Source organism: uncultured Granulicatella sp. (genome assembly GCF_963515615.1).
GTDB lineage: Bacteria > Bacillota > Bacilli > Lactobacillales > Aerococcaceae > Granulicatella.
The window spans coordinates 1-21,157 of record NZ_CAUPZT010000028.1; the positions used below are offsets into that span (position 1 = coordinate 1).

General features: G+C 32.6%; 21 protein-coding genes. 18 read left to right on the plus strand and 3 right to left on the minus strand.

The annotated features are described in order from the left end of the window. Positions 1–68: 68 nt before the first annotated feature. The 14 genes from pepV (at position 69) to cbpB (ending at position 13,608) form a co-directional block, all read left to right on the plus strand. Entirely contained in the window at positions 69–1,478 is a 1,410-nt protein-coding gene (gene pepV / locus RYL55_RS05700; protein WP_315008022.1) for a dipeptidase PepV, read from the plus strand. A gap of 159 nt (positions 1,479–1,637) precedes the next feature. After that, the gene (locus RYL55_RS05705) at positions 1,638–3,359 is read left to right on the plus strand and encodes a septation ring formation regulator EzrA (RefSeq protein WP_315008023.1); all 1,722 of its coding nucleotides are present in this window, start codon (positions 1,638–1,640) and stop codon (positions 3,357–3,359) included. Positions 3,360–3,476: 117 nt separating this feature from the next. Then, on the plus strand, positions 3,477–3,836 hold the full coding sequence (gene zapA / locus RYL55_RS05710) for a cell division protein ZapA (protein WP_315008024.1): 360 nt from the start codon (positions 3,477–3,479) through the stop codon (positions 3,834–3,836). A 7-nt stretch (positions 3,837–3,843) separates the two neighbouring features. Continuing rightward, positions 3,844–4,380: a CvpA family protein gene (locus RYL55_RS05715; protein ID WP_315008025.1), complete on the plus strand. Its 537-nt coding sequence runs from the start codon at positions 3,844–3,846 to the stop codon at positions 4,378–4,380. Positions 4,381–4,478: 98 nt separating this feature from the next. Then, positions 4,479–6,836, plus strand: a complete 2,358-nt coding sequence (locus RYL55_RS05720) for an endonuclease MutS2 (protein ID WP_315008026.1) — start codon at positions 4,479–4,481, stop codon at positions 6,834–6,836. Positions 6,837–7,045: 209 nt separating this feature from the next. Continuing rightward, the gene (gene trxA, locus RYL55_RS05725) at positions 7,046–7,357 is read left to right on the plus strand and encodes a thioredoxin (protein ID WP_006702889.1); all 312 of its coding nucleotides are present in this window, start codon (positions 7,046–7,048) and stop codon (positions 7,355–7,357) included. 404 nt (positions 7,358–7,761) lie between these two features. After that, complete coding sequence (locus RYL55_RS08470) at positions 7,762–7,866, plus strand: putative holin-like toxin (RefSeq protein WP_396276372.1); 105 nt, start codon at positions 7,762–7,764, stop codon at positions 7,864–7,866. Positions 7,867–8,374: 508 nt separating this feature from the next. Continuing rightward, positions 8,375–8,743 carry a GntR family transcriptional regulator gene (locus tag RYL55_RS05730; protein ID WP_315008027.1) on the plus strand — a complete coding sequence of 123 codons (369 nt, stop codon included), beginning with the start codon at positions 8,375–8,377 and terminating at the stop codon, positions 8,741–8,743. A gap of 13 nt (positions 8,744–8,756) precedes the next feature. Then, positions 8,757–9,611 (plus strand): ABC transporter ATP-binding protein, encoded by an 855-nt coding sequence (locus RYL55_RS05735; RefSeq protein WP_315008028.1) that lies wholly within the window; start codon positions 8,757–8,759, stop codon positions 9,609–9,611. A 1-nt stretch (position 9,612) separates the two neighbouring features. After that, a complete protein-coding gene (locus RYL55_RS05740; protein WP_315008029.1) occupies positions 9,613–10,296 on the plus strand; it encodes a hypothetical protein in 684 nt (227 codons plus the stop codon). Positions 10,297–10,307: 11 nt separating this feature from the next. After that, the gene (locus RYL55_RS05745; RefSeq protein ID WP_315008030.1) at positions 10,308–11,021 is read left to right on the plus strand and encodes a hypothetical protein; all 714 of its coding nucleotides are present in this window, start codon (positions 10,308–10,310) and stop codon (positions 11,019–11,021) included. Between the two features lie 133 nt (positions 11,022–11,154). Beyond that, a complete protein-coding gene (gene racE, locus RYL55_RS05750) occupies positions 11,155–12,588 on the plus strand; it encodes a glutamate racemase (RefSeq protein WP_315008031.1) in 1,434 nt (477 codons plus the stop codon). 14 nt (positions 12,589–12,602) lie between these two features. After that, positions 12,603–13,151 (plus strand): metallophosphoesterase, encoded by a 549-nt coding sequence (locus RYL55_RS05755; RefSeq protein WP_315008032.1) that lies wholly within the window; start codon positions 12,603–12,605, stop codon positions 13,149–13,151. Continuing rightward, the gene (gene cbpB / locus RYL55_RS05760; RefSeq protein ID WP_315008033.1) at positions 13,144–13,608 is read left to right on the plus strand and encodes a cyclic-di-AMP-binding protein CbpB; all 465 of its coding nucleotides are present in this window, start codon (positions 13,144–13,146) and stop codon (positions 13,606–13,608) included. Before RYL55_RS05755 ends, cbpB begins: the two co-directional genes overlap by 8 nt. Positions 13,609–13,642: 34 nt before the next feature. Here cbpB and RYL55_RS05765 read toward each other — a convergent pair whose 3' ends face one another. Next, entirely contained in the window at positions 13,643–14,509 is an 867-nt protein-coding gene (locus RYL55_RS05765) for a mechanosensitive ion channel family protein (RefSeq protein ID WP_399545682.1), read from the minus strand. Between the two features lie 142 nt (positions 14,510–14,651). On the opposite strand from RYL55_RS05765, the gene RYL55_RS05770 reads away from it, so the two are divergent. Beyond that, positions 14,652–15,047 (plus strand): DUF948 domain-containing protein, encoded by a 396-nt coding sequence (locus tag RYL55_RS05770; protein WP_315008034.1) that lies wholly within the window; start codon positions 14,652–14,654, stop codon positions 15,045–15,047. 18 nt (positions 15,048–15,065) lie between these two features. Then, positions 15,066–15,458, plus strand: a complete 393-nt coding sequence (locus RYL55_RS05775; protein ID WP_315008035.1) for a YtxH domain-containing protein — start codon at positions 15,066–15,068, stop codon at positions 15,456–15,458. Positions 15,459–15,753: 295 nt separating this feature from the next. Here the strand turns inward: RYL55_RS05775 and RYL55_RS05780 are convergent, their stop codons facing one another. After that, positions 15,754–16,866, minus strand: a complete 1,113-nt coding sequence (locus RYL55_RS05780; RefSeq protein WP_315008036.1) for a Xaa-Pro peptidase family protein — start codon at positions 16,864–16,866, stop codon at positions 15,754–15,756. A 185-nt stretch (positions 16,867–17,051) separates the two neighbouring features. Here RYL55_RS05780 and ccpA point away from each other — a divergent pair, with 185 nt between their 5' ends. Continuing rightward, on the plus strand, positions 17,052–18,056 hold the full coding sequence (gene ccpA / locus RYL55_RS05785; protein WP_315008037.1) for a catabolite control protein A: 1,005 nt from the start codon (positions 17,052–17,054) through the stop codon (positions 18,054–18,056). Positions 18,057–18,096: 40 nt separating this feature from the next. Here the strand turns inward: ccpA and RYL55_RS05790 are convergent, their stop codons facing one another. Further along, positions 18,097–20,457, minus strand: coding sequence for a transglycosylase domain-containing protein (locus RYL55_RS05790; protein WP_315008038.1), 2,361 nt, complete (start codon positions 20,455–20,457; stop codon positions 18,097–18,099). 365 nt (positions 20,458–20,822) lie between these two features. Between RYL55_RS05790 and rpsP the strand changes: the two genes are divergently transcribed. Next, a complete protein-coding gene (gene rpsP / locus RYL55_RS05795; protein WP_006702874.1) occupies positions 20,823–21,095 on the plus strand; it encodes a 30S ribosomal protein S16 in 273 nt (90 codons plus the stop codon). Positions 21,096–21,157 lie beyond the last annotated feature (62 nt).

A 21,157-nucleotide genomic window follows, 5' to 3' on the forward strand; every position in this document is an offset into this window, starting at 1 on the left:
TCTCTTCTAGCAAATTATATAGAAAAATGATAAGATAAACCTAATGAATTTCGTAAAGGAGCGATAATATGACAATTGATTGGAAAAAAGAAGTTGAAAGTCGTAAAGAAGACTTATTAAAAGATTTATTTGATTTATTACGTATTGATAGTGTACGTGATGATTCAAAAGCAAGTGAGGATGCACCAGTAGGGCCTGGTCCTAAAAAAGCTTTAGAAGCCTTTTTAGCTATTGGGGAACGTGATGGATTTACAACAAAAATGGTTGGAAATTTAGCAGGTCATATTGAATTTGCTCCAAATCCTGACTATAAAGAAACATTAGGAGTATTAGGACATGTGGACGTTGTTCCTGTTGGAACAGGTTGGGAAACAGATCCTTTTGAACCACAAATTATTAATGACCGTATTTATGCACGTGGTTCAAGTGATGATAAAGGTCCAAGTATGGCAGCTTATTATGCGTTAAAAATGATTAAAGAATTAGGATTACCAGTATCAAAACGTGTTCGTTTCATTATTGGTACAGATGAAGAATCTGGTTGGAAATGTATGGATCGTTACTTCCAAACAGAAGAAATGCCTGATTTTGGATTCTCACCAGATGCTGAATTCCCAATTATTAACGGAGAAAAAGGAATTTTATCTCTACATTTTGAACTAGCAGCAGGAGAAAGCAATGGAGAATTCCAATTGAAAAACTTCAATGCTGGATTAAGAGAAAACATGGTACCTCAAGATGCTCATGCAGAAGTAGTCGTTCCAAATTCTTCAGAATTTGTAGCAGCATTTGATGCTTATATTGCTGAAAATCCAGTAGAAGGAACAGCTTCAGTGAATGAAGGTGTAGTTGTATTAGATGTAGTTGGTAAATCAGCTCATGGTTCAACACCTTATGCAGGAATTAATGCAGCAACTTATTTAGCAACATTCTTAAATCAATATGAGTTTGCAGGACAAGCGAAAAACTTCTTGTCATTTGCAGCAGACGTTCTTCACTTAGATACAGATGGTGCAAAATTAAATGTACCATTTGAAGATTCAGTAATGGGACCATTAACTGCAAATGCAGGAATTTTAACATTTGCTCCTGAAGTAGGAGGAAAATTAGTAGTTAACTTCCGTTACCCACGTGGAATTGATGCAAAAACAGTTGAAACAAAAGCAAATGCTGTGTCATCTAATTATGGATTGACTGTTTCTGCAGGTAAATCTCAAGTGCCTCACTATGTTTCACCAGAAGATCCATTGGTAGCAACATTATTAGAGGTGTATGCAAAACAAACAGGACTTCCAGCACATGAACAATCCATCGGTGGAGGAACTTATGGTCGTATTTTTGAACGTGGAGTAGCGTATGGAGCTTTATTCCCAGATTCAATTGACACAATGCACCAAGCAAATGAATTCTTTGCATTAGATGATTTATTCCGTTCAACAGCGATTTATGCAGAAGCAATTTATGAATTAATCAAATAAGAAATCAAAGAAACTTTCTAAAGGACTAAATATTCGCTATAAATTACGGATTTTGGTCCTTTTTTTTCGAAAAAAATTTTTGCTATACAGTATATAAACGTGATATACTAGTCCTGTATGTAAATTAATATGTAGATAAATAAATTTGGAGGAAGAGATATGGGATTTTTATATTTCTTACTTATAATCGTGGTGTTAGGGGCCATTGGTTATGGAGTAGCACATTACTTAAGTCAAAAGCAAAGTAAAGTTATCGAAGAATTAGGAGTAAAAAAACAAAAATTAATGACTGTACCAATTGCAGACATTTTATTTACGTTAAAAAATCTGAATTTAACAGGACAAACAAAACGCACGTATGAAACTTGGCAAGCAACTTGGCAAACTATTACTCGTTTCCGTTTTCCAGAAATCGAAGCTGCATTAGTAAGTGCTGAACAATATACACAAGGTTTAAATTTTATTAAAGGTTCTCAAATTTCAAATCAAGCTAGTCAATTAATTGAGGAAACAAAAGCAGAAGTCGATAAAATTTACACTGCATTACAAAAATTATTAGATAGCGAAAAGAAAAACCGTGAAGAATTAGAAGTGTTACAAGAACGTTATGCAAGTATGCGTAAAGATTTATTGGCTCATAGTTTTTCATTTGGTGAAGCGTTAGAGTCATTAGAAAAACGTTTATCTTATTTAGAATTAGATTTTACAAAATTCAATACTTTAACCAATGAAGGTGACCACTTAGAAGCTAAAGAAGTTCTAGGACGAATCGAAGCAGAAATGCAAGATTTTGAACAAATTGTGGAAGAAGTGCCTAAATATTTAAAAGAAATCGAAGAAGAATATGAAGACCAAGTAGCTGACTTAAAAGAAGGCTATCAAAAAATGGTGGAAGAGCATTATCAATTCCCTAAAATTTCTATTCCAAGTGAAATTCAAAAAATTGAAGAAATTATTGCGGTTGCAAGAGAACATATTAAAGCAACTGAATTAGAAGAAGCTCGTCAACAATTAGATAAAGTAGCACGTGAAATTGATCAATTATATTTAGTAATGGAAACTGAATATGAAGCAAAAGCATTTGTGAAGAGAAATCGTACTCAAGTAGAAAGAAAATTAAATCAAGTTTTACAAAGCAATCGTTATGTGAATATTGAAGTAGATCGTGTATCTCAAAACTTTGTACTAGCGAATAATGAATTTAATCGTGTTCAAGATTTTGCAAAACAATTGGAAAAAGAACAAGAGGCTGTTGCTTACTACAGTAAAGCATTACAAAATCAACAAGTTCCTTATTCAATTGTGAAAGAACATTATGAAATTGTATTAAATACTTTAAAAGAAATTGATGAAAATCAATTAGCATTAGTGAATACATTGACAGATTTAAGTCAACAAGAGAAAAGTATTCGTGATGGTTTAGATGTTTTTGAATTAGACTTACGTAATATGAAACGTACGATTGAAAAATATCATTTACCAGGCTTACCAAAAGAATATTTAGAATTATTCTTTGCAACAAGTTCTCGTATCGAACAATTATCTCAATTAATGAATCGTGTAAAATTAGATATGACTGAAATTACAGGATTAAATCAAACTATTGAAGATGATGTTGAAAAATTAGACATTATGACAGAAGAAATAGTGGATAATGCTCAATTAACAGAGTACATGATTCAACAAGCCAATCGTTATCGTTTAGAACATCCTGAAATCGATACAGCAATTCAACAAGCTTTAGAACAATTTAATCATTTCTATCGTTATGCTGAATCATTAGCGATTATCGAAAAAGCATTAAACCAAGTTGATCCTGGTTCTGCGCAACGTGTACGTGATAGTTATCAATCAGAAAAAAATAACAGTTTATTCTTCTAAAGTAAAAAAAGAAGCCGTGAGGCTTCTTTTTCGTTTTAAAATCCCATTTTACGTGTTTTTTTGGTGAAAAAATGGTACACTTAACATAATATGGTAACGAATGAAAGGATGAAAGTGGTGTCTCAAAAGAAACAGCGTTATCGTGCAAATATTGCTGGCAAGACGTATACCATTTTAGGTACTAAATCTCATCAGCATATGCATAGCGTCATTAAATTATTAAATGAACAGTGGAATGAACTTGGTGAAGTTGCAAAAGAATGTTCTAATGAAGAAAAAGCTATTTTACTAGCGATTAATGCAGTAAGTGTACAATTAGAAAAACAAGAACAATTAATGATGTTAGAAGAAGAAAATCAACAATTGAAGAAAAATGTTTCTCATCCTAGAGGAAGTAAACGTCAAAGTATTGCTCTAGAACGTAAGGAACAATTTGAAAAACAATTTGCGGAACAAGAAGATTTATGGAGAAAGTAGGTGCTCGATGGTAACAATTGGCATTTTATTATTTTTATTATTAGGAATTTATACAGGTGCTAGAAGAGGATTAGCTTTACAAATCCTTCATTTTATTGGCTATATTATTTCTACTTTTATTGCTATATTTGGTTATCGAGCATTTTCTAAAATGATTGAAATGTATGTCCCTTTTCCATCATACATTCCTGGAACGCATTTAGCGATTTTTTCTGAAGGTCAAGCATTAGGAATGGATCAATCGTTTTATTACTTATTCTCATTTATTGTTATTATGGTTGTGAACTGGGCAATTGTTCGTTTGATTACTACTGTAATTAAAGAAATGATAAAATTACCAATTATTAAGCAATTTAATACATTAGGAGGAGCGATTTTAGGATTTGTTTTCCACTATGTAGCGATTTTCTTTGTACTATATTTAGTAGCGATGATTCCTACGGATTCAGTACAAAAGATTTTTGAAGGACATACTCTAGCAAATTGGATTGTGACACATACTCCATTATTCTCAGGAATTGTTAAAATGTGGTTGTTTTCATAATCTATGATTAGAAATCCATTCAGTTAAGAATAATATAATCTATAAGAGTGGAAAATATTTTATTTTTCACTTTTTTTCTGTCTAAAGGAGGAAAAAGCATGAATCAAAAAATTGAAGAGATTTTAGAATTTCATAAAATTCGACATGCTGTAAGAGAATTTGCAAATACTCAAAAAGCAAAAACAATGATTCTTCAATTACCAATTGAAACGAATGCTCAAAAAATTCGAAATAAAATTGAAGAAACAAGAGATGCAGTGACGCTTTTACGATTAAAACAAGGAATTCCCATTCCTAAATTAGCTGATATTAGTGTATCAATTAAACGATTAGAAGTTGAAGCAGGATTAAATGGAAGAGAATTAAGCGAAATATTAAAAGTATTACAAACAACGAATCAAGTGGCTACTTTCTTTGAAAAAGTGGAAGAAGAAGAAATTACATTAGATCGATTGCCACAATTAGTAGAAAAATTAGAATATTTACCAGAAATTTCAAAACAATTACAGTTATCGATCCGTGAAGATGGATATGTATTAGATGATGCCTCAGTTGCGTTAAAAGGAATTCGTCAAGGAATTTCCAGAACTGAACAAGAAATTAAAGGTCAATTGGATACGTATGTTACTGGTAAATATGCAAAATATTTAACGGACTCTTTAATTACCATTCGTAATGATCGTTATGTTGTTCCTGTTAAAGCAGAATACAAATCAACCTTTGGTGGAATTGTGCATGACCAAAGTGCAACAGGGCAAACATTATTTATGGAACCACAAGCGATTGTAAACTTGAATAATAAATTACGAGATTATCAATTACAAGAAAAGAAAGAAGTCGAGCGCATTTTACTGGAATTATCTGAAAAATTAATGCCTCATACACCTTCACTAACACAAAATCACTATGTATTATCTCGTTTAGATATCGCAAATGCAAAAGCACTCTATGCTAAACAAATAAAAGCAAATGAGCCGATTATTGATGAAGAAAATCATGTTGCGATTTGGCAAGCTAGACATCCACTTATTTCGCCAAAATCAGTAGTTGCTAATGATATTATTTTAGGGCAAGAATATCAGTCAATTGTCATTACTGGTCCAAATACGGGTGGTAAAACCATTCTTTTAAAAACGATTGGGATTATCCAATTAATGGCACAAATGGGATTATATATTCCAGCACTACCGGACAGTCGTGTAGGAGTTTTTACTCAAATTTTCGCAGATATTGGGGATGAACAATCGATTGAACAAAACTTAAGTACATTCTCATCACATATGTCAAATATCGTTTCAATTTTACATAAAATTGATGAAAAAAGTTTAGTATTAATGGATGAAATTGGTTCAGGAACGGATCCGCAAGAAGGAGCATCACTCGCGATTGCGATTTTAGATTATATTGGGACAAAACAAAGTTATGTCATTGCAACGACTCACTATCCTGAGTTAAAAGTTTATGGATATAATCGAGTAGGAACGATTAATGCAAGTATGGAGTTTGATAGTGATACCCTTCAACCTACGTATCGTTTCCTATTAGGAGTTCCGGGACGAAGTAATGCATTTGATATTTCAGCAAGACTAGGACTTCCAAAAGTTGTCATTGAACAAGCACGACAATTTATTTCTGTTGAAAGTCAAGAATTGAATGAAATGATTTCTGATTTAGAAAGAAAACGTCGCATTGTAGACCAAGAAAAATCAGTGATTCAACAACAATTGAAAGAAAGTTCGCAATTATTAGAAGCATTGAAACTTGAAACAGAAAACTTCAAGGAAAATAAAGCTCGACTCATTGAACAAGCAAAAGAAAAAGCCAATGAATTAGTATCTCAAAGTCAAGAAGATGCAGAAAAAATCTTATCGGATATTCGTGCAATGCAATTGAAGAGTAAGGAAACAGTTGTGAAAGAACATGAATTAATTGAGAAGAAAACAGCTTTAACGGATTTAAAACATGAGCAAGTGTTGAAGAAAAATAAAGTATTGAAACGTGAAAAAGCTAAGAAATCATTGCGCCCAGGACAAAGTGTAGAAGTCACAAGTTTTGGACAAAGAGGAACTTTAGTTGAAAAAATTTCCGAGCAAGAATGGGTCGTTCAAATGGGAATTATTAAGATGAAATTACCGGTTGAAGATTTGATTAGTATTGAAGAAGAACCAAGTAAACCAACTCAAGTGATTGTGAAAAGTCATCGTTCGAGTCATGTTTCAACAGAATTAGATTTACGTGGGAAGCGTTATGAGGAAGCTATTAAGGATTTAGACTTGTTCTTAGATGCAGCTTTATTAGCGGGATATCCTCGTGTGACGATTATTCATGGTCGTGGTACGGGTGCGATTCAACAAGGGGTTCATAAGACTCTGAAGAAACATCGTAGTGTGGCTTCTTATGAATTTGCTCCAATGAATATGGGAGGAAACGGTGCTACTGTAGTATTATTTAAATAGTTTAGAAATAGACTTTTCTCATTGAATGGATGTATATGAATAAACGTAAATAATTAACTTTTCAGATGTAGCAAAAGATAAGACCGGCTTCGCAAAAATCTGAGGCTCGTTGTTTTTGCAATTGTGGAATTTTTCGTGAGCAGAATATTTTGTAAATAGAATAAGGCTTGATATACTATGGTTACAAGTGAGAAGAAAGGGTGATTTTAATGGTACAATCATTAAATGATAGCAATTTTGTAGAAAAAACAAATGAAGGAGTTGTGTTAGTTGACTTTTGGGCACCTTGGTGTGGACCATGTCGTATGCAAGCTCCTGTTATTGATGCTTTAGACGAAGAATTAGGAGATAAAGTGACTTTTGCAAAAGTAGATGTTGATGAAAATCCTAATACTGCTCGTCAATTTGGAGTAATGAGTATTCCAACTTTACTTGTTAAGAAAGATGGAGAAGTCGTAAATAAAGTAATCGGCTACCATTCTAAAGAACAATTAGAAGAATTGTTAGAACAATATTTATAAGATATAGACTTTTCTAAAAAATCCTGTCGGTGAGAAATCATTTGGCAGGATTTTTTTCGTATATAAAATTCCAAAAGAAAAAATTCCTTTTGGTTGCAAGGTCGCCAGCAGCCTCGCAAAGCGAGTCTCATGGCTAAAATTCGAGCCTCGGTCTCGAATTTTCCCTATAAAAATCCATGAATAATGGATTTTTATTTATGCAGCAAAGAAATTTTTTCTTTTGGAATTTTATCAGAGGGGACCGTAATTTCTTAATTGAATGAAATAAAAATAGAGCCATTCCATTTTAGAAATGTTTATGGTAGAGTATATGCGTAGAAAGTTTGAAAGCGGTGGCAATCTCTTAATAAGGTAGGTGATGCTTATGAGCATTGAATTAAAGCTACTAGGAAGGAGGTTGCGATTTGTCAAGCTATGAAGTAATGACATTGATAGGAACCTTTGCCATGGTACTATTGGCATTGTTGTCATTGATTGTCAAAATCATAGAAATAATGACAAAAAAATAACACCGCTCATGACTTTGACTAGCTGAGTGGTGTTAAATCATCATAAAATAGCCACCGTCTTTTTAACGGTCTACAAGAGAGTCGAGTTCGCGCTCGGCTCTTTTTGTATCTTTAGTATAACACAAATTGTGTAATATACAAATTATTCGAGCAATCATCGCTCTGCTTATAAACATCTATAAACGGCAATCTAAAAATGCACAATAGTTTTGTTTACGGATAGAAAAATTTAAGAAGAAAAAATTTTCTTTGTAGCATTAGTAAAAATCTAGTTTTTTTTTGATTTTTACAGGGGAAATTCGAGACCTAGGCTCGAATTTCAGCCATGAGACACCAAAGGTGGCTGCTGGCGACCTTGCAAACAAAGGGAATTTTTTCTTCTTAAATTTTATAAGTAGTGACAAAAAATATTTTCTAACTAGTTGACAAAACGAGATAAAAGGATTATAGTTAGTTACACAAGTAGTTAACTGGTAAAGTATTTGATTTTATAGAAAGGAAGAGAGGAATGAAATTTGATTTTCAAAGTGACTTGCCATTATTTCAACAAGTGGCTTACCAACTAGAATTAGAAATTTTTAGAGGAACTTACCAAGAAGGCGATCAAGTTCCTTCAACAACAGAGATATCCACGAGTTATCAAATTAATCCAGCAACAGTATTAAAGGGGATGAATTTATTGGTTGCACAAGATATTTTAGAAAAACGTAGAGGATTAGGAACTTATGTTAGCGTAGGTGCGATGCATATTATCCAATCAAAACGACAAAAAGAATTTTTGGAATCGACCATTCCAACCATCGTTCAAGAAGCACAAACATTAGGCATTAGTAGTCAAGAACTATTATCAATGATTGAAAAAGAAATGACTCGATAAGGGAGTGAAAGATATGACATTAGAAGTTAGAAATTTATCAAAAAAATATAAAAAAAATCTTGCAGTAAAAGATGTGAGTTTTACATTACAACCAGAAAGTATTTATGGATTACTAGGAAGAAATGGTGCTGGAAAAAGTACTGTGTTAAATATGATTGCTCATCGAATTGAAAAGAATTCAGGAGAAATCTTATTAGAGAATCAGCCTTTATGGACAACTCCAGAAGCAATGAGTGACATTTACTTATCCAGTCCTGAAAATTGGTTCCCAATTGATTGGAAAGTGAAAAAAATTGTTAAAGTTTTCCAAGAAATTTATCCAGAATTTGACATCGACTTTGCTAAAGAATGCATGAAAGTATTCGGTGTAGATGAGAAAAAGAAATTAGTCGAATTATCTACAGGATATAAGAGTATTGTAAAGTTAACATTAGCACTAAGTGTACCTGTATCCTATGTATTTTTAGATGAACCAGTTTTAGGATTAGATGCAAACCACCGTCAATTATTTAATAAAAAATTATTAGAAGCGTATGCTCGTAGACCGAGAACTTTTGTCATTGCGACGCATTTAATTGAAGAAATTACGTACTTATTAGAAGAAGTCATTGTAATTCGTGATGGGGTTACTTTCCAACAATCAAGTGTTGAAGAGATTTTACAACATGCTTATTTAGTAACCGGATCAAAAACAGTTGTGAGTGAGTTTATCTCAAATCAAACTGTTATTCATCAAGAGGAAGTTGGAAATCAATTACAAGCAGTAATTATTTCACAACAAGTTCCTCAAGAAACAGCTGATTATTCTGTACGTCGTTTAACATTACAAGAGTACTTTATTCAACTAACTCGCAAGGAAGGTGAATAAAATGACTCGATTTTATCAATTGTTGAAAATTCAAATTTTAGATTATTTACGTATTTTATTAATTGGTTTAGGTTCTTATTTGGGTGTCATTAATGTTCTAAATTTTATCGATAGATCCGAGGGATTTTCATTTACAATTAATTTACCTGCCATAAGTTTTTTAGCAATTACTTTATTAGGAATAGCTTTTTCAGTTGCTGATTTTAGAATAATGAATCAATTGAGTTTTACAAGAAGAGAACAATATCAATTTCCGATTTATATGGGAGTTATTATGACAACATTATTAACACTCAAAAATATTTTCTTTTATGTATTAGCTAGTAAAGCATCTTCAGTGGGAATTCATTTAATTCAATGGACTGATCTAGAAAATGACTTTGTTTTAGGAACTATTTCTTTATGGGGATGGTTACTAGTGATGTTTTTATTCTCATCAATTATAGGGTTTATTTTAAATAAGTTTAACAATCAAAAAATTGTGTTAATCGTTACTGCAACAAGTTTAGGGGGAATATTTGCACTTTTAGGAATATTTGCTCGTTCAGAAGCAGTGAATAATTTCCTAGATAGAATGATTCAATACAATATCCCACTTAGTTATATAATGATTGCCATTTGTGTTTTACTATTATACTTTGTGATTCGTCATCATGAAAGTAAAGAAGTCGGCGTAGGAATGTAGAGGTGATCGTCATGTCAAATTTACAAAAAAGATTACTAAAGTTATTTTTAGTGGAACGTTTAAAAGTAATAGGATTAACAGTTTTATTCGTTCTCGGTATAGTCATTATTTTTTCACTGATTCCTCGTATGGAAAGTTTTGTGTTTGAGTTTGAGGGTGAGGGAAGTACATTGATGACATTTGCGATGATATTCAGTATATTTTTAAAATGTATCCCTCAATTTCAATTGAGTACGATGGCAGGGTTAACTAGAAAGAAAATTATTATGAATGAATTGTTGTTGAATAGTATCAATGTACTAATCGCTGTGATCATCTTTTTAATGGCTTCAGCTTTACACATGGATTGGACAATCGGGTCGGTTCATATTTATTTTAGCCCTGAGATGATACAGTTTGGTTTAAATTCTATGACTGGAATAATCGCAATTTTTCTTAGCTTGTTTGCAAGTTTTATGGGAGTGACAACTTTCTTCATTGTGATGAATAAATTTACGTCGAAAAAAGCATTTGTGTATTTGCTATTTTTAATGTATCCAATCGTTGGAATTCTTGTCATGATTGTAACATCGCTTCCGAATTTGTTAAATTTCTTATTAGCGAGTTACAATTTCTATATTCAAAATCTATTGATTGGAAATGTCATTCTTTGTGTAGTGATGACTGTTTTATTCCTACTTGCAATTTATAAACATGAAAGTAAGAGTACAGTCTCCGATGTTTAACGGTAAAACATGTTAGTAGTATTTGCTAACATGTTTTATTTATTATGAAGATTTTAAGAAAATAGGCTTTTCATACAAAATCGAACAATCCATGGTATAATGAATCAAGAGAAAAGAAGAAAGAGTGAACAACATGTCAAAAGCAATAGGATTCATTGATTCGGGTGTAGGAGGACTAACAGTCTTAAAAGAAGCTTTAAAACAATTGCCTCATGAATCAATGATTTTTTTAGGAGATTCTGCAAGATGCCCGTATGGAAATCGAACAGTAGGAGAAATTCGAAAATTTACAAAAGAAATGGTTCAGTTTCTTCTTAAAAAAGATGTAAAGATGATTGTGATTGCTTGTAATACAGCAACAGCAGTAGTCTTAGAAGAATTACAAGAAATATTAGATATTCCAGTAGTGGGCGTGATTCAGCCAGGAAGTTTAGCAGCGATTAAACAAACAAAAATACAGAAAATTGCAGTATTAGGAACTCACGCAACGATTCAAAGTGACGTTTATCGTAAAACATTACAAAAGAAAAATCATGAATTGAGGGTGACAAGTTTAGAATGTCCAAAATTTGTTCCTTTAGTAGAAAGTAACCAGACGGATTCACCCATTGCCAAAAAAGTGGTTGCTCAGACATTACAACCTTTAATGGGAAAAGAATTTGATACTTTAATATTAGGATGCACTCATTATCCATTGTTAAAACAAAGAATCCAAGCAGTTGTAGGGCCTCAAGTTACATTAATTGATTCAGGGGCAGAAACTGTGTCGACCGTAAGTGCGTTATTAGACTTTAATCATTTAGCAGAAAATTACGAAACGAATCCTTCTCCAATATTAGAAATCTATACAACTGGTTCACCTATTTTATTTAAAGAAATTGCGGAAAATTGGTTAAATAGAAGTCCATTAACGGTTGAGAAAGTTCGTTTAGAAGCTTATAGGGAGGAACATATGTCTCAAAAAGAATTAGTGATCGCTACAAAAAATGCTGGAAAAGCAAAAGAATTTGCTAGTATTTTCGAACCAAAAGGGTATAGAGTAAAAACATTATTAGATTTTCCAGAATTGGAAGATGTAGATGAAACAGGTCATACATTTGAAGAAAATGCTCGTTTAAAAGCAGAAACAATTGCTGAAAGACTACAAAAAATTGTATTAGCGGATGATTCAGGATTATGTGTGGATGCATTAGAGGGACAACCAGGAGTTTATTCTGCACGATTTGCCGGAAATCAAAAAAGTGATGCTGCCAATAATGCAAAATTATTAGCGGAATTAGGGGAATTGCCGTCTGATAGAAGAAGTGCACATTTCCATTGTTGTTTAGTAATGGCTGCACCAAATCATGAATCTTTAGTCGTTGAAGGTATTTGTGATGGAGAAATCGCAAAATTCCCTTCAGGAGAAGGTGGATTTGGATATGATCCATTATTCTTCGTCCCAGAAATTCAAAAAACATTTGGGCAATTAACACGAGAAGAAAAAAATCAAATCAGTCACCGTGCAAAAGCTGTGAACTTATTAATGGAACAATGGGAAGAATGGCTTGAATCGGTAAATTATTAGTCAGAGGTGAGCGTATGAAAATTATTATTATGAGCGATAATCACGGACAAAAAATGGCACTACAAAAAGTATTTGAACACTATCAATCAGATCCTGAAGTCCAATTTATTCATTGTGGGGATTCAGAATTTCCGTATGAAGATGCTGTTTTCCAAGAGTGTCTTCGAGTAACGGGAAATTGTGATTACGATACAAATTATCCTGAAGTAGCTGTATTAGAAGCAAAAGGAATTCGGTTTTTAGTAACGCATGGTCATATGCAAGCAGTGAATAGTGGTGTCTATCGATTAGCGAAGTTTGCTAAAGAACAAGGAGCTCAAGTAGCTTTTTATGGTCATACGCATAAACTGTATGAGGAAACTTATGAAGGAGTATTATGTGTTAATTCAGGAAGTGTTTCTTATCCAAGAGGACATTTTGCCATGACTCCGACTTATGCTGTATTGACGATTCATTCAGAATTAGAAATTGAATTACAATATTTTGATATGAAACATCATCCATTAGAGGGACTTCATTATAAGTATCATTTAGATACAGAAAGAGGATTTATTCATGATTAATCGAGTAGTACAAGACTTATTACTAGAAGAAAAGGATAAATTATTTATTGCAGCAGATAAAGTAGCAATTTTGGAAGAGGATCATACATTAGATCATGCTATGTTAGTCTTAACTCATGTACGTTATTCACTTATTCCGGTGGTTAATCGTCAAAATAAATTAACAGGATTAATTTCATTAGCGATGATTTTAAATCAAGTGGCAACACTGGAAGAGATTGATTTAAGCCAATTACATGATTTTCAAGTGAAAGAAGCGATGGAAACGAATTTTCCAACGATTACACTGGAAACGGATATTGAAGATGTATTGAATGAACTAGTGGATCATAATTTCTTATGTATTACAAATGAGAATAAAGAATTTGTAGGAATTGTGACAAGAAAAGAAGTGTTAAAACGAGTGAATTATATGGTTCATGAATTAAATCGTAACTATGAATTAGTGGAAAAATAAGAAAATGTTACTCCTTTTTACGGGAGTAACATTTTTATTTATTAGCAATATTTAGTGCCGTATTACTTGTTGGAAGTGAAATACCTGCCTCAATTAAAGCTTCTTGATACAATTTTAAGAATTGATTATAAATCATATGTTGCTTTCCATTTTTCGTAAAAATACTAATTTTGAAAACAAATTGTCCGTTTGGAAGAGTTTGTGGACCAATAATGGTTGGACCTTTTACAATTTCTGGATATTGTCCAGCATTTTTAGTGTTGACTTGATCGACTGTATCATAAACAATTGTTAAATCTACATCATTATAAAGAGGAATTTCAATTAAAGCTCTCATATCTCCTCTAGATTGATTACTAACGACAGAAATACTACGATTTGGAATAAAATGAAGTGTACCATCAAATCCACGTACTTGAGTTGTTCTTACACCAACACTTGCAACAGTTCCTGTTACTGCTCCAATAATAACGGTATCGCCAACATCATATTGACGTTCTAATAAAATAAACAGCCCATTTACGACATCGCTTAGAAATCCTTGAGCACCTAAACCAATGGCAACACCAGCAATTCCAGCTCCTGCTAATAAACTCGTGATAGGAATCCCTAAAATGACTAAAATCCAATAAATTAATACAAAGTAGAGTAAGTAGTCTAAACCATTTTCTAATAAGCGCATTAATGTTTGTTTTCTAGCAATACTTTGCGAGGATAATTGAATAGAGGAAAGAACAGTTTTTTGGAAAACTTTATGCAAAATTTTTTTACTAATCAGAAATAAAATCCAAAGAAACACTAAAGAAATTAATTTTGATAAAATATCAGATAAAATCATTTCCCACGGTATGGAAAGCCAATATCGTTCAAAAAAGCTTTGAATGGTTGAACTAATATTCATGATGCAACCTCCTTTTGATTACAAGAAATAGTGTAACACAGTAGAAGAATTTTACCAATACTTTATCATTTTTTAGTGGCGTTTTGTTTAAGTTAGTGGTATTATGATTGATAATATCGGAAATTGAGGAGGGATGTTCAAAATGTCTGGAATAGAAGTTGCAGCTTTAATTGCAGCCTGTTCATTTTTAGGGTTAGTGGTCTTTTTAGTGTTAAGATTGAATCCGATTTTAAGTAAATTTGATCAAACATTAAACTATGTGAACAACTCTATTGAGATTATTACAAGGGATGTCGATAATTTGTCTATTGAAGTAGAGGGATTATTGAATAAAACAAATGCTTTGGTAGATGATATTAATGGAAAAGTAAAACGAACGGATCCATTATTTACAGCTATTGGAGATTTAGGATTAACAGTTTCTGATGTAAATCATTCAACTCGTTCCCTTGCGACTAAAGTATCAAGTATTAAACCGGCTCGAACTTTAGGGGTTTTATCTGTTGGAAAAGCGATTTTATCAAGAAAGAAAAAATAACGAACGGAGTGAAGAAAAATGGGTAAAAAAACAGGTGGATTTATTTTAGGAGCATTTATTGGTAGTGTGGCAGCAGCTGCAACAGCATTATTATTTGCACCAAAATCTGGTAAAGAATTACGTGAAGATTTAGCGGTGAAAGCAGATGAATTGAAGGAACAATTATCTGATTATGTAGATATTTCAATTGAGAAGGGTGTTGAATTGTCAGAGGTAGCGTTAAATGCTACAGAGGATATTCGAGTGAATTTAAAAGATTCAGCTTCTCAATTAAAAGATACTGTTACAAGATCTGCTATTAATTTGAAAGAAGAAGTTTCTCAAACGGTAAGTAAAGTTCAAGATACTTTTGCGGCTAAAAAAGAAAAAGCAGAAGAAGTTGTTGCGGAACTTAAAGAAGAGGTAAAATAGTAAATTAGACTTACCTGAAGTAGCTAAAGGACGCAAGCAGCCTCGCTAAAAAGCGAGTCTCATTGCTAAACTTTGAGCCTAGGTCTCAAAGTTTCCTGTACTAGAAGCCTAGTAGCTTCTAGTACTCAAGCTACGGCGGTAAGTCTTTTTACTTGGAATGGATATAATGAGAGACCGAAAAAACTAGACTTACCTGAAGTAGCTAAGGACGCAAGCAGCCTCGCTAGAGCTACGAATTTCTAAGTAATTAAATAATAAACCGAGGAACTAAAAATTCCTCGGTTTTTCTTATGTCTTAGTTTTTTGTAACTTCGTGAGGGAAGTGGGTAAATAATTCACATCCGTCTTTTGTGACTACTAAACAATCTTCTGTACGAACGCCGAAGTCTTTTGCAATATATACTCCCGGTTCAACTGAGAAGCACATGCCTTCTTCTAGAATCATATCATTGCCTTCCATGATAGATGGGAATTCATGACAACTTTGTCCAATACCGTGTCCTAAACGATGGATGAAGTACTCGCCGTAACCTTTTTCAGCAATATAATTTCTAGCAATGGCATCAATTTCACTAGCTTTCATTCCAGGTTTAACTGCTTGAATGGCTAAATCATGAGCCGTTTTTACAATTGTAAAAATTTCTTGATGACGTGGATCTTTACCAGATTCGTCTCCAAAGAAAATTGTACGAGTCATATCGCTGGCATATCCATTGTGCATGGTTCCTAAATCAAAGAGTACCCATTCATTTTTTTCTAATGTTCTATCTCCTGGAACTCCATGTGGGTCAGCTGCATGGTCTCCAAATAATACCATTGTATCGAAACTCATTGAAGTAATTCCTAATTTTTTCATTTCATATTCTATTTTAGCGACAACTTCTAATTCGCTAATTCCTTCTCTTAAGCTTTGAATTCCAATTTCTACCGCTTTATCAGCATATGTTCCGGAATCTTTTAATTTTTGAATGGCATCAGTATCTTTTCTTAATCGTAAATCATTGATAACTGGAGTTAAATTATCTGTCCATTGAATACTAGGAATTTCTTTCTTTAAGTTTTCAACTGTGTGTAATGTAATGAAATTCTTCTCTACAGCCCATTTAGTAGGGAAATTAAATTGTTCTTGAATGGCAGCAGTTAAGATTTCCCATGGATTTTCATGATCTAGATAGCTGATAACTGTATAAGTTGGTTCAGCAGCTTGAGCCATATTCTTTTCAAGAGCAGGGACAAAGAGTAGTGGAGAATGATTAGCAGATACAATTAACGCTAAAATACGTTCATGTGGATCGGTTGTATAGTGAGTTAGTAGGCTAATCGTTGTCGGATCTTGAATGAATGCAATGTCGCAATTCAATGTTTTTAAAGTCGAAATAAAGTTAGAATAAGTTTGTTTATTACTCATAATGAAGCCTCCATGTTTATAGTTATAAGCATATTTTATCACAAATAGCTCTATAAATGTAAAGAGTTTCAAAAAATATGAAAATAGTTATATGAAACGCTTGCAAAAGTTCGTGAAAAATGATAACCTTTACTTAGATTAGTGTACAAATACATAATTTTTTAAATAATTAAAGGAGAATAGGTATGGAAAAGCAGACAATTACAATTTATGATGTTGCTCGTGAAGCAAATGTTTCTATGGCAACAGTTTCCAGAGTTGTCAATGGGAACCCAAACGTAAAACCAGCAACAAGAAAAAAAGTTCTAGATGTTATTGATGAATTAGATTATCGTCCAAATGCAGTTGCACGTGGATTGGCAAGTAAAAAAACTACAACAGTAGGGGTTATTATTCCTGATGTAACAAACTTATATTTTTCAAGTTTAGCAAGAGGGATTGATGATATTGCTACGATGTATAAATATAATATTATTTTAGCAAATTCGGATCAAAATAATCATAAAGAAATTCAAGTATTAAATACATTATTATCTAAACAAGTAGATGGAATTATTTACATGGGGAATAATTTAACATCTGAGTTACGTACAGAAATTGTACGTTCAAAAACACCAATTGTATTAGCAGGAACAATTGATCCAGATCATGTAGTAGCTTCTGTAAATATTGATTATAAAATAGCCACACAAGAAGCCATTCAACAACTGATTGAAAATGGACATAAAAACATTGCATTTGTTACTGCTTCTCTAAAAAATACAGTGGCTTCTGATTTAAGATTAGAAGGTTATAAGTCTGCTTTATCAGTAGCAAATATTGAATTTAATGATAAATTTGTATACGAAATTCCAATGACATATCAATGTGGTGAAGTATTAGCTGAAAAATTAGTACAAGCTGGTATTACTGCAGCAGTTGTGACAGATGATGAAGCAGCAGTTGGCTTAATTAATGGTTTATATGATTTAGGCGTAAAAGTTCCAAAAGATTTTGAAGTAATTTCAAGTAATAATTCAAAATTAACAAAAATGACTCGTCCTACATTATCAACCATTGCACCACCTCTTTATGATATCGGGGCAGTTGCAATGAGATTGTTAACGAAAATTATGAATAAGGAAGAAGTAGTTGAAACTGAAATTACATTACCTTATAAAATTGAGTATAGACAATCAACGAAATCATAATACAAAGAAGACTTCGAGAGTTCACTCGAAGTCTTCTTTTTTAGTTTCTAGATTTTGTAGTTTGTGCTGTTGAAGAAGTAGGTTTTTCAGATGAAGATTTTTTCTTATCTTTCTCTTCACTAGATTCTTTTTCTTTTTCAGCCTTTTTCTTTTCTTCTTCTTTTTCTTTATCACTTAATCCGTTCCAATATTTTTCTAATTCTGCATTTGTAGCACCTACAGCAAAATGATAAGTTGGAGCGATTGGACCGAAACCTTTTTTAAATAAATCGGTTGTAGTATCACCACTAATCGAATAAGTTTGTCCATTATAAGAAGCTGTTCCAGATTTTGTTCCAGTTGTAGAAACAACGGAATCTTGATAAACGGTTGAAGGCTGAACAAATTTTGCACTTTGATTAAATAAGCTTGGTTTTGCACTGTAAACAGCATTCATTAAACTAGTCCAGTTTCTTAAACTTCTCATAGTTGGATGTCCATAACCATCTGCTTCAGTAATCGAGTAACGAGCACTATAGAAGTTATCGTATCCAATCCATGATCCTAGTGTTACTTCTGGAGTATAGCCAACGAACCAGTTATCAATTTCAAATTCAGATGTACCAGTTTTTCCAGCAATATCTGAAGTGAATTTTAAATTCCCTTTAATATTATAAAAATCAGTCGTTGCAGCAACTTGACGTAAAATATCGGTTGTTAGATAAGCTGTTGCAGGAGAGAAGACTTCAGTAGAGACATCTTCATGTTGATAAACGACTTTTCCACGAATATCTTCAATTTTTTCAATTAAATAAGCTTCGTGATGCACACCACCATTTGCTAGAGTAGAAAAGGCACTAGTTTGTTCCATTACCGTCGGTCCAGTTTTTGTTCCACCAATAGATAATGCGATATTTTGATATTCTTCTTCACCAATTCCTTGAATACCCATTTTTTTCAAATATTCTCCAGCATTAATGCCTTTAGAAAGCATTGTTTGGAAAATTTTAATGGTTGGATTATTTAATGAATTTTTCAATGAATGACGAGCGGTTAAGAAATTATTGGAAATTCGGTTCCCGTAGTTTGTAGGTTCCCAATAAGTTCCATTTTGTTGTAAAATACTAATTTTTGTATCTGGAATAATACTTGCTGGATAAATAATATTATTTTCCATTGCAGGGGCATAAACGAGAATTGGTTTAATCGTAGAACCAGGTGATCGATGTGTTGTAAAAGCGTGATCCACTTGGTTGACTTGGAAATCTCGTCCAGCGACAAAGCCTAATATACGACCACTATTATTTTCAATTAAAACAGCACCATTTTGCGCCATATCCGTTTGTTTTTTTGCTTCGCCAGTATTTTGATCAATATAAGGTGTTTGGTAAGTCGGACCTATTTTACTTCCGTTAATAGCTGTGGATTCTTGCATCGCTTCATAGATGCCTTGATCAATAGTAGAAGTGATTTTGTACCCACCTGTTGCTAATTCTGCATTCGCACGATCATAATATCGATTGAATAATTCTGTATCTTTCTTTAATTGTTCATAGGTTAATCGATCTTTCTCTGCCATTTTTTTCATCAAAATTTTTGTAGCTTCACGATTAACTGCTTGATATAAATACGATTGACGTTGAGTTGAAATTTCTTCTGGTTCTAAAAAGTCTTGAGTAATATCATAAGCTAATGCTTCGTCATATTGTTGCTTTGTAATTTTCTTTTCACGATACATACTAAACAACACAGTTTTCATACGAGAAAGACCTGCAGAAATATCTTCTTTTAGAGTAGCGTAGTTCGTATAAGGAGTATACGTAATTGGATTTTGTGGCATTCCGACTAAATAAGCCGCCTGAGGTAAAGTTAAATCTTTTGCTGATACTCCAAAGACACCTTGCGCAGCTTCTTCAATACCTGAAATATTTAATCCATTATGATTTCGTCCAAATGGAGAAACATTTAAGTAAGCCTCTAAAATTTGATCTTTAGAAAAATATTTTTCTAAACGAAGAGCATATAAAATTTCATTGGCTTTTCGTTTAAAGGTTACTTCACTTGTCAAAATTTGTTGTTTAATTAATTGTTGCGTTAAAGTTGAACCACCAGAAACTCCTGAATTAGAAGAGACAGCTTCTTGAAGCAGTGCACGGACTAGTGCTTTTGGAACAATTCCATTATGCTGATAGAAATAACTATCTTCTGTCGCAACGATTCCATCTTTTACATATGGAGAAATTTTATCTAATGTAGTCACTAATCGAACTTCATCGCTTGTTACATCAGAAATTTTTTCGCCATCTTGATAATAGAAACTTGAAACTAAATTTAGATTCGTAATCGCATCTGCCATTTCTTCTTGTGATAAAGGTTTTTCATTGGCAGTTAAACTTGCAAAATATCCTAAACCAATACCCATACCAAAAATTCCTAATAAAATGCACCCACATAAAAGGATGAATAATAGATTTTTGATAACGGAGAAGCTTACATTAAAGATAAAACGTAAGTTTTTTTGCAAGGGTTGATTCCAAAAATTCAAGAATTCTTTTGAAAATTCTCGAAAGTTATTTGAATTTGGCATACTTTCAACTCTTTTCTTTTTAAGTATAATATCAGCCATATTATATCAAATAATTTAAGAAAACGCTAATTTCTTCATAAAATAAGGGTTTTGAGAGGGAAAAGTAAAAAAATAAGAGTGTAAAGAAAAAATACTTTACAACTGATTTCTTTTCTGATAATATTACTAACTGTGAGATGAAAACATGGAGGTGTAAAAAAATGGCAGTTAAAATTCGTTTAAAACGTATGGGATCTAAGAAAAATCCTTTCTACCGTGTAGTAGTTGCAGATTCACGTTCTCCACGTGATGGACGTTTCATTGAAACAGTTGGTACTTACAACCCAGTTGCAAACCCAGCACAAGTTTCAATCAACGAAGAATTAGCGTTAAAATGGTTAGCTAACGGAGCTCAACCTTCAGATACTGTTCGTAACTTATTATCACAACAAGGTATCATGAAGAAATTCCACGAATCAAAGTTTTCTAAGTAATTATTCGCATCGAGATAATTCGGTAAAGAGGTGAAAAGAATGCCTGATATTCGTGAATTAAT

Excerpts from the sequence above, each read along its gene's own strand:
- RYL55_RS05735 (WP_315008028.1), top strand. The coding sequence starts at position 8,757 with ATGACATTAGAAGTTAGAAATTTATCAAAAAAATATAAAAAAAATCTT.
- cbpB (WP_315008033.1), top strand. The coding sequence starts at position 13,144 with ATGATTAATCGAGTAGTACAAGACTTATTACTAGAAGAAAAGGATAAA.
- RYL55_RS05755 (WP_315008032.1), top strand. The coding sequence starts at position 12,603 with ATGAAAATTATTATTATGAGCGATAATCACGGACAAAAAATGGCACTA.
- RYL55_RS05745 (WP_315008030.1), top strand. The coding sequence starts at position 10,308 with ATGTCAAATTTACAAAAAAGATTACTAAAGTTATTTTTAGTGGAACGT.
- RYL55_RS05715 (WP_315008025.1), top strand. The coding sequence starts at position 3,844 with ATGGTAACAATTGGCATTTTATTATTTTTATTATTAGGAATTTATACA.
- RYL55_RS05770 (WP_315008034.1), top strand. The coding sequence starts at position 14,652 with ATGTCTGGAATAGAAGTTGCAGCTTTAATTGCAGCCTGTTCATTTTTA.
- RYL55_RS05790 (WP_315008038.1), bottom strand. The coding sequence starts at position 20,457 with ATGGGTATTGGTTTAGGATATTTTGCAAGTTTAACTGCCAATGAAAAA.
- ccpA (WP_315008037.1), top strand. The coding sequence starts at position 17,052 with ATGGAAAAGCAGACAATTACAATTTATGATGTTGCTCGTGAAGCAAAT.
- RYL55_RS05775 (WP_315008035.1), top strand. The coding sequence starts at position 15,066 with ATGGGTAAAAAAACAGGTGGATTTATTTTAGGAGCATTTATTGGTAGT.
- RYL55_RS05780 (WP_315008036.1), bottom strand. The coding sequence starts at position 16,866 with ATGAGTAATAAACAAACTTATTCTAACTTTATTTCGACTTTAAAAACA.
- RYL55_RS05740 (WP_315008029.1), top strand. The coding sequence starts at position 9,613 with ATGACTCGATTTTATCAATTGTTGAAAATTCAAATTTTAGATTATTTA.
- RYL55_RS05765 (WP_399545682.1), bottom strand. The coding sequence starts at position 14,509 with ATGAATATTAGTTCAACCATTCAAAGCTTTTTTGAACGATATTGGCTT.
- RYL55_RS05730 (WP_315008027.1), top strand. The coding sequence starts at position 8,375 with ATGAAATTTGATTTTCAAAGTGACTTGCCATTATTTCAACAAGTGGCT.
- racE (WP_315008031.1), top strand. The coding sequence starts at position 11,155 with ATGTCAAAAGCAATAGGATTCATTGATTCGGGTGTAGGAGGACTAACA.
- pepV (WP_315008022.1), top strand. The coding sequence starts at position 69 with ATGACAATTGATTGGAAAAAAGAAGTTGAAAGTCGTAAAGAAGACTTA.
- RYL55_RS05720 (WP_315008026.1), top strand. The coding sequence starts at position 4,479 with ATGAATCAAAAAATTGAAGAGATTTTAGAATTTCATAAAATTCGACAT.
- trxA (WP_006702889.1), top strand. The coding sequence starts at position 7,046 with ATGGTACAATCATTAAATGATAGCAATTTTGTAGAAAAAACAAATGAA.
- RYL55_RS05705 (WP_315008023.1), top strand. The coding sequence starts at position 1,638 with ATGGGATTTTTATATTTCTTACTTATAATCGTGGTGTTAGGGGCCATT.
- rpsP (WP_006702874.1), top strand. The coding sequence starts at position 20,823 with ATGGCAGTTAAAATTCGTTTAAAACGTATGGGATCTAAGAAAAATCCT.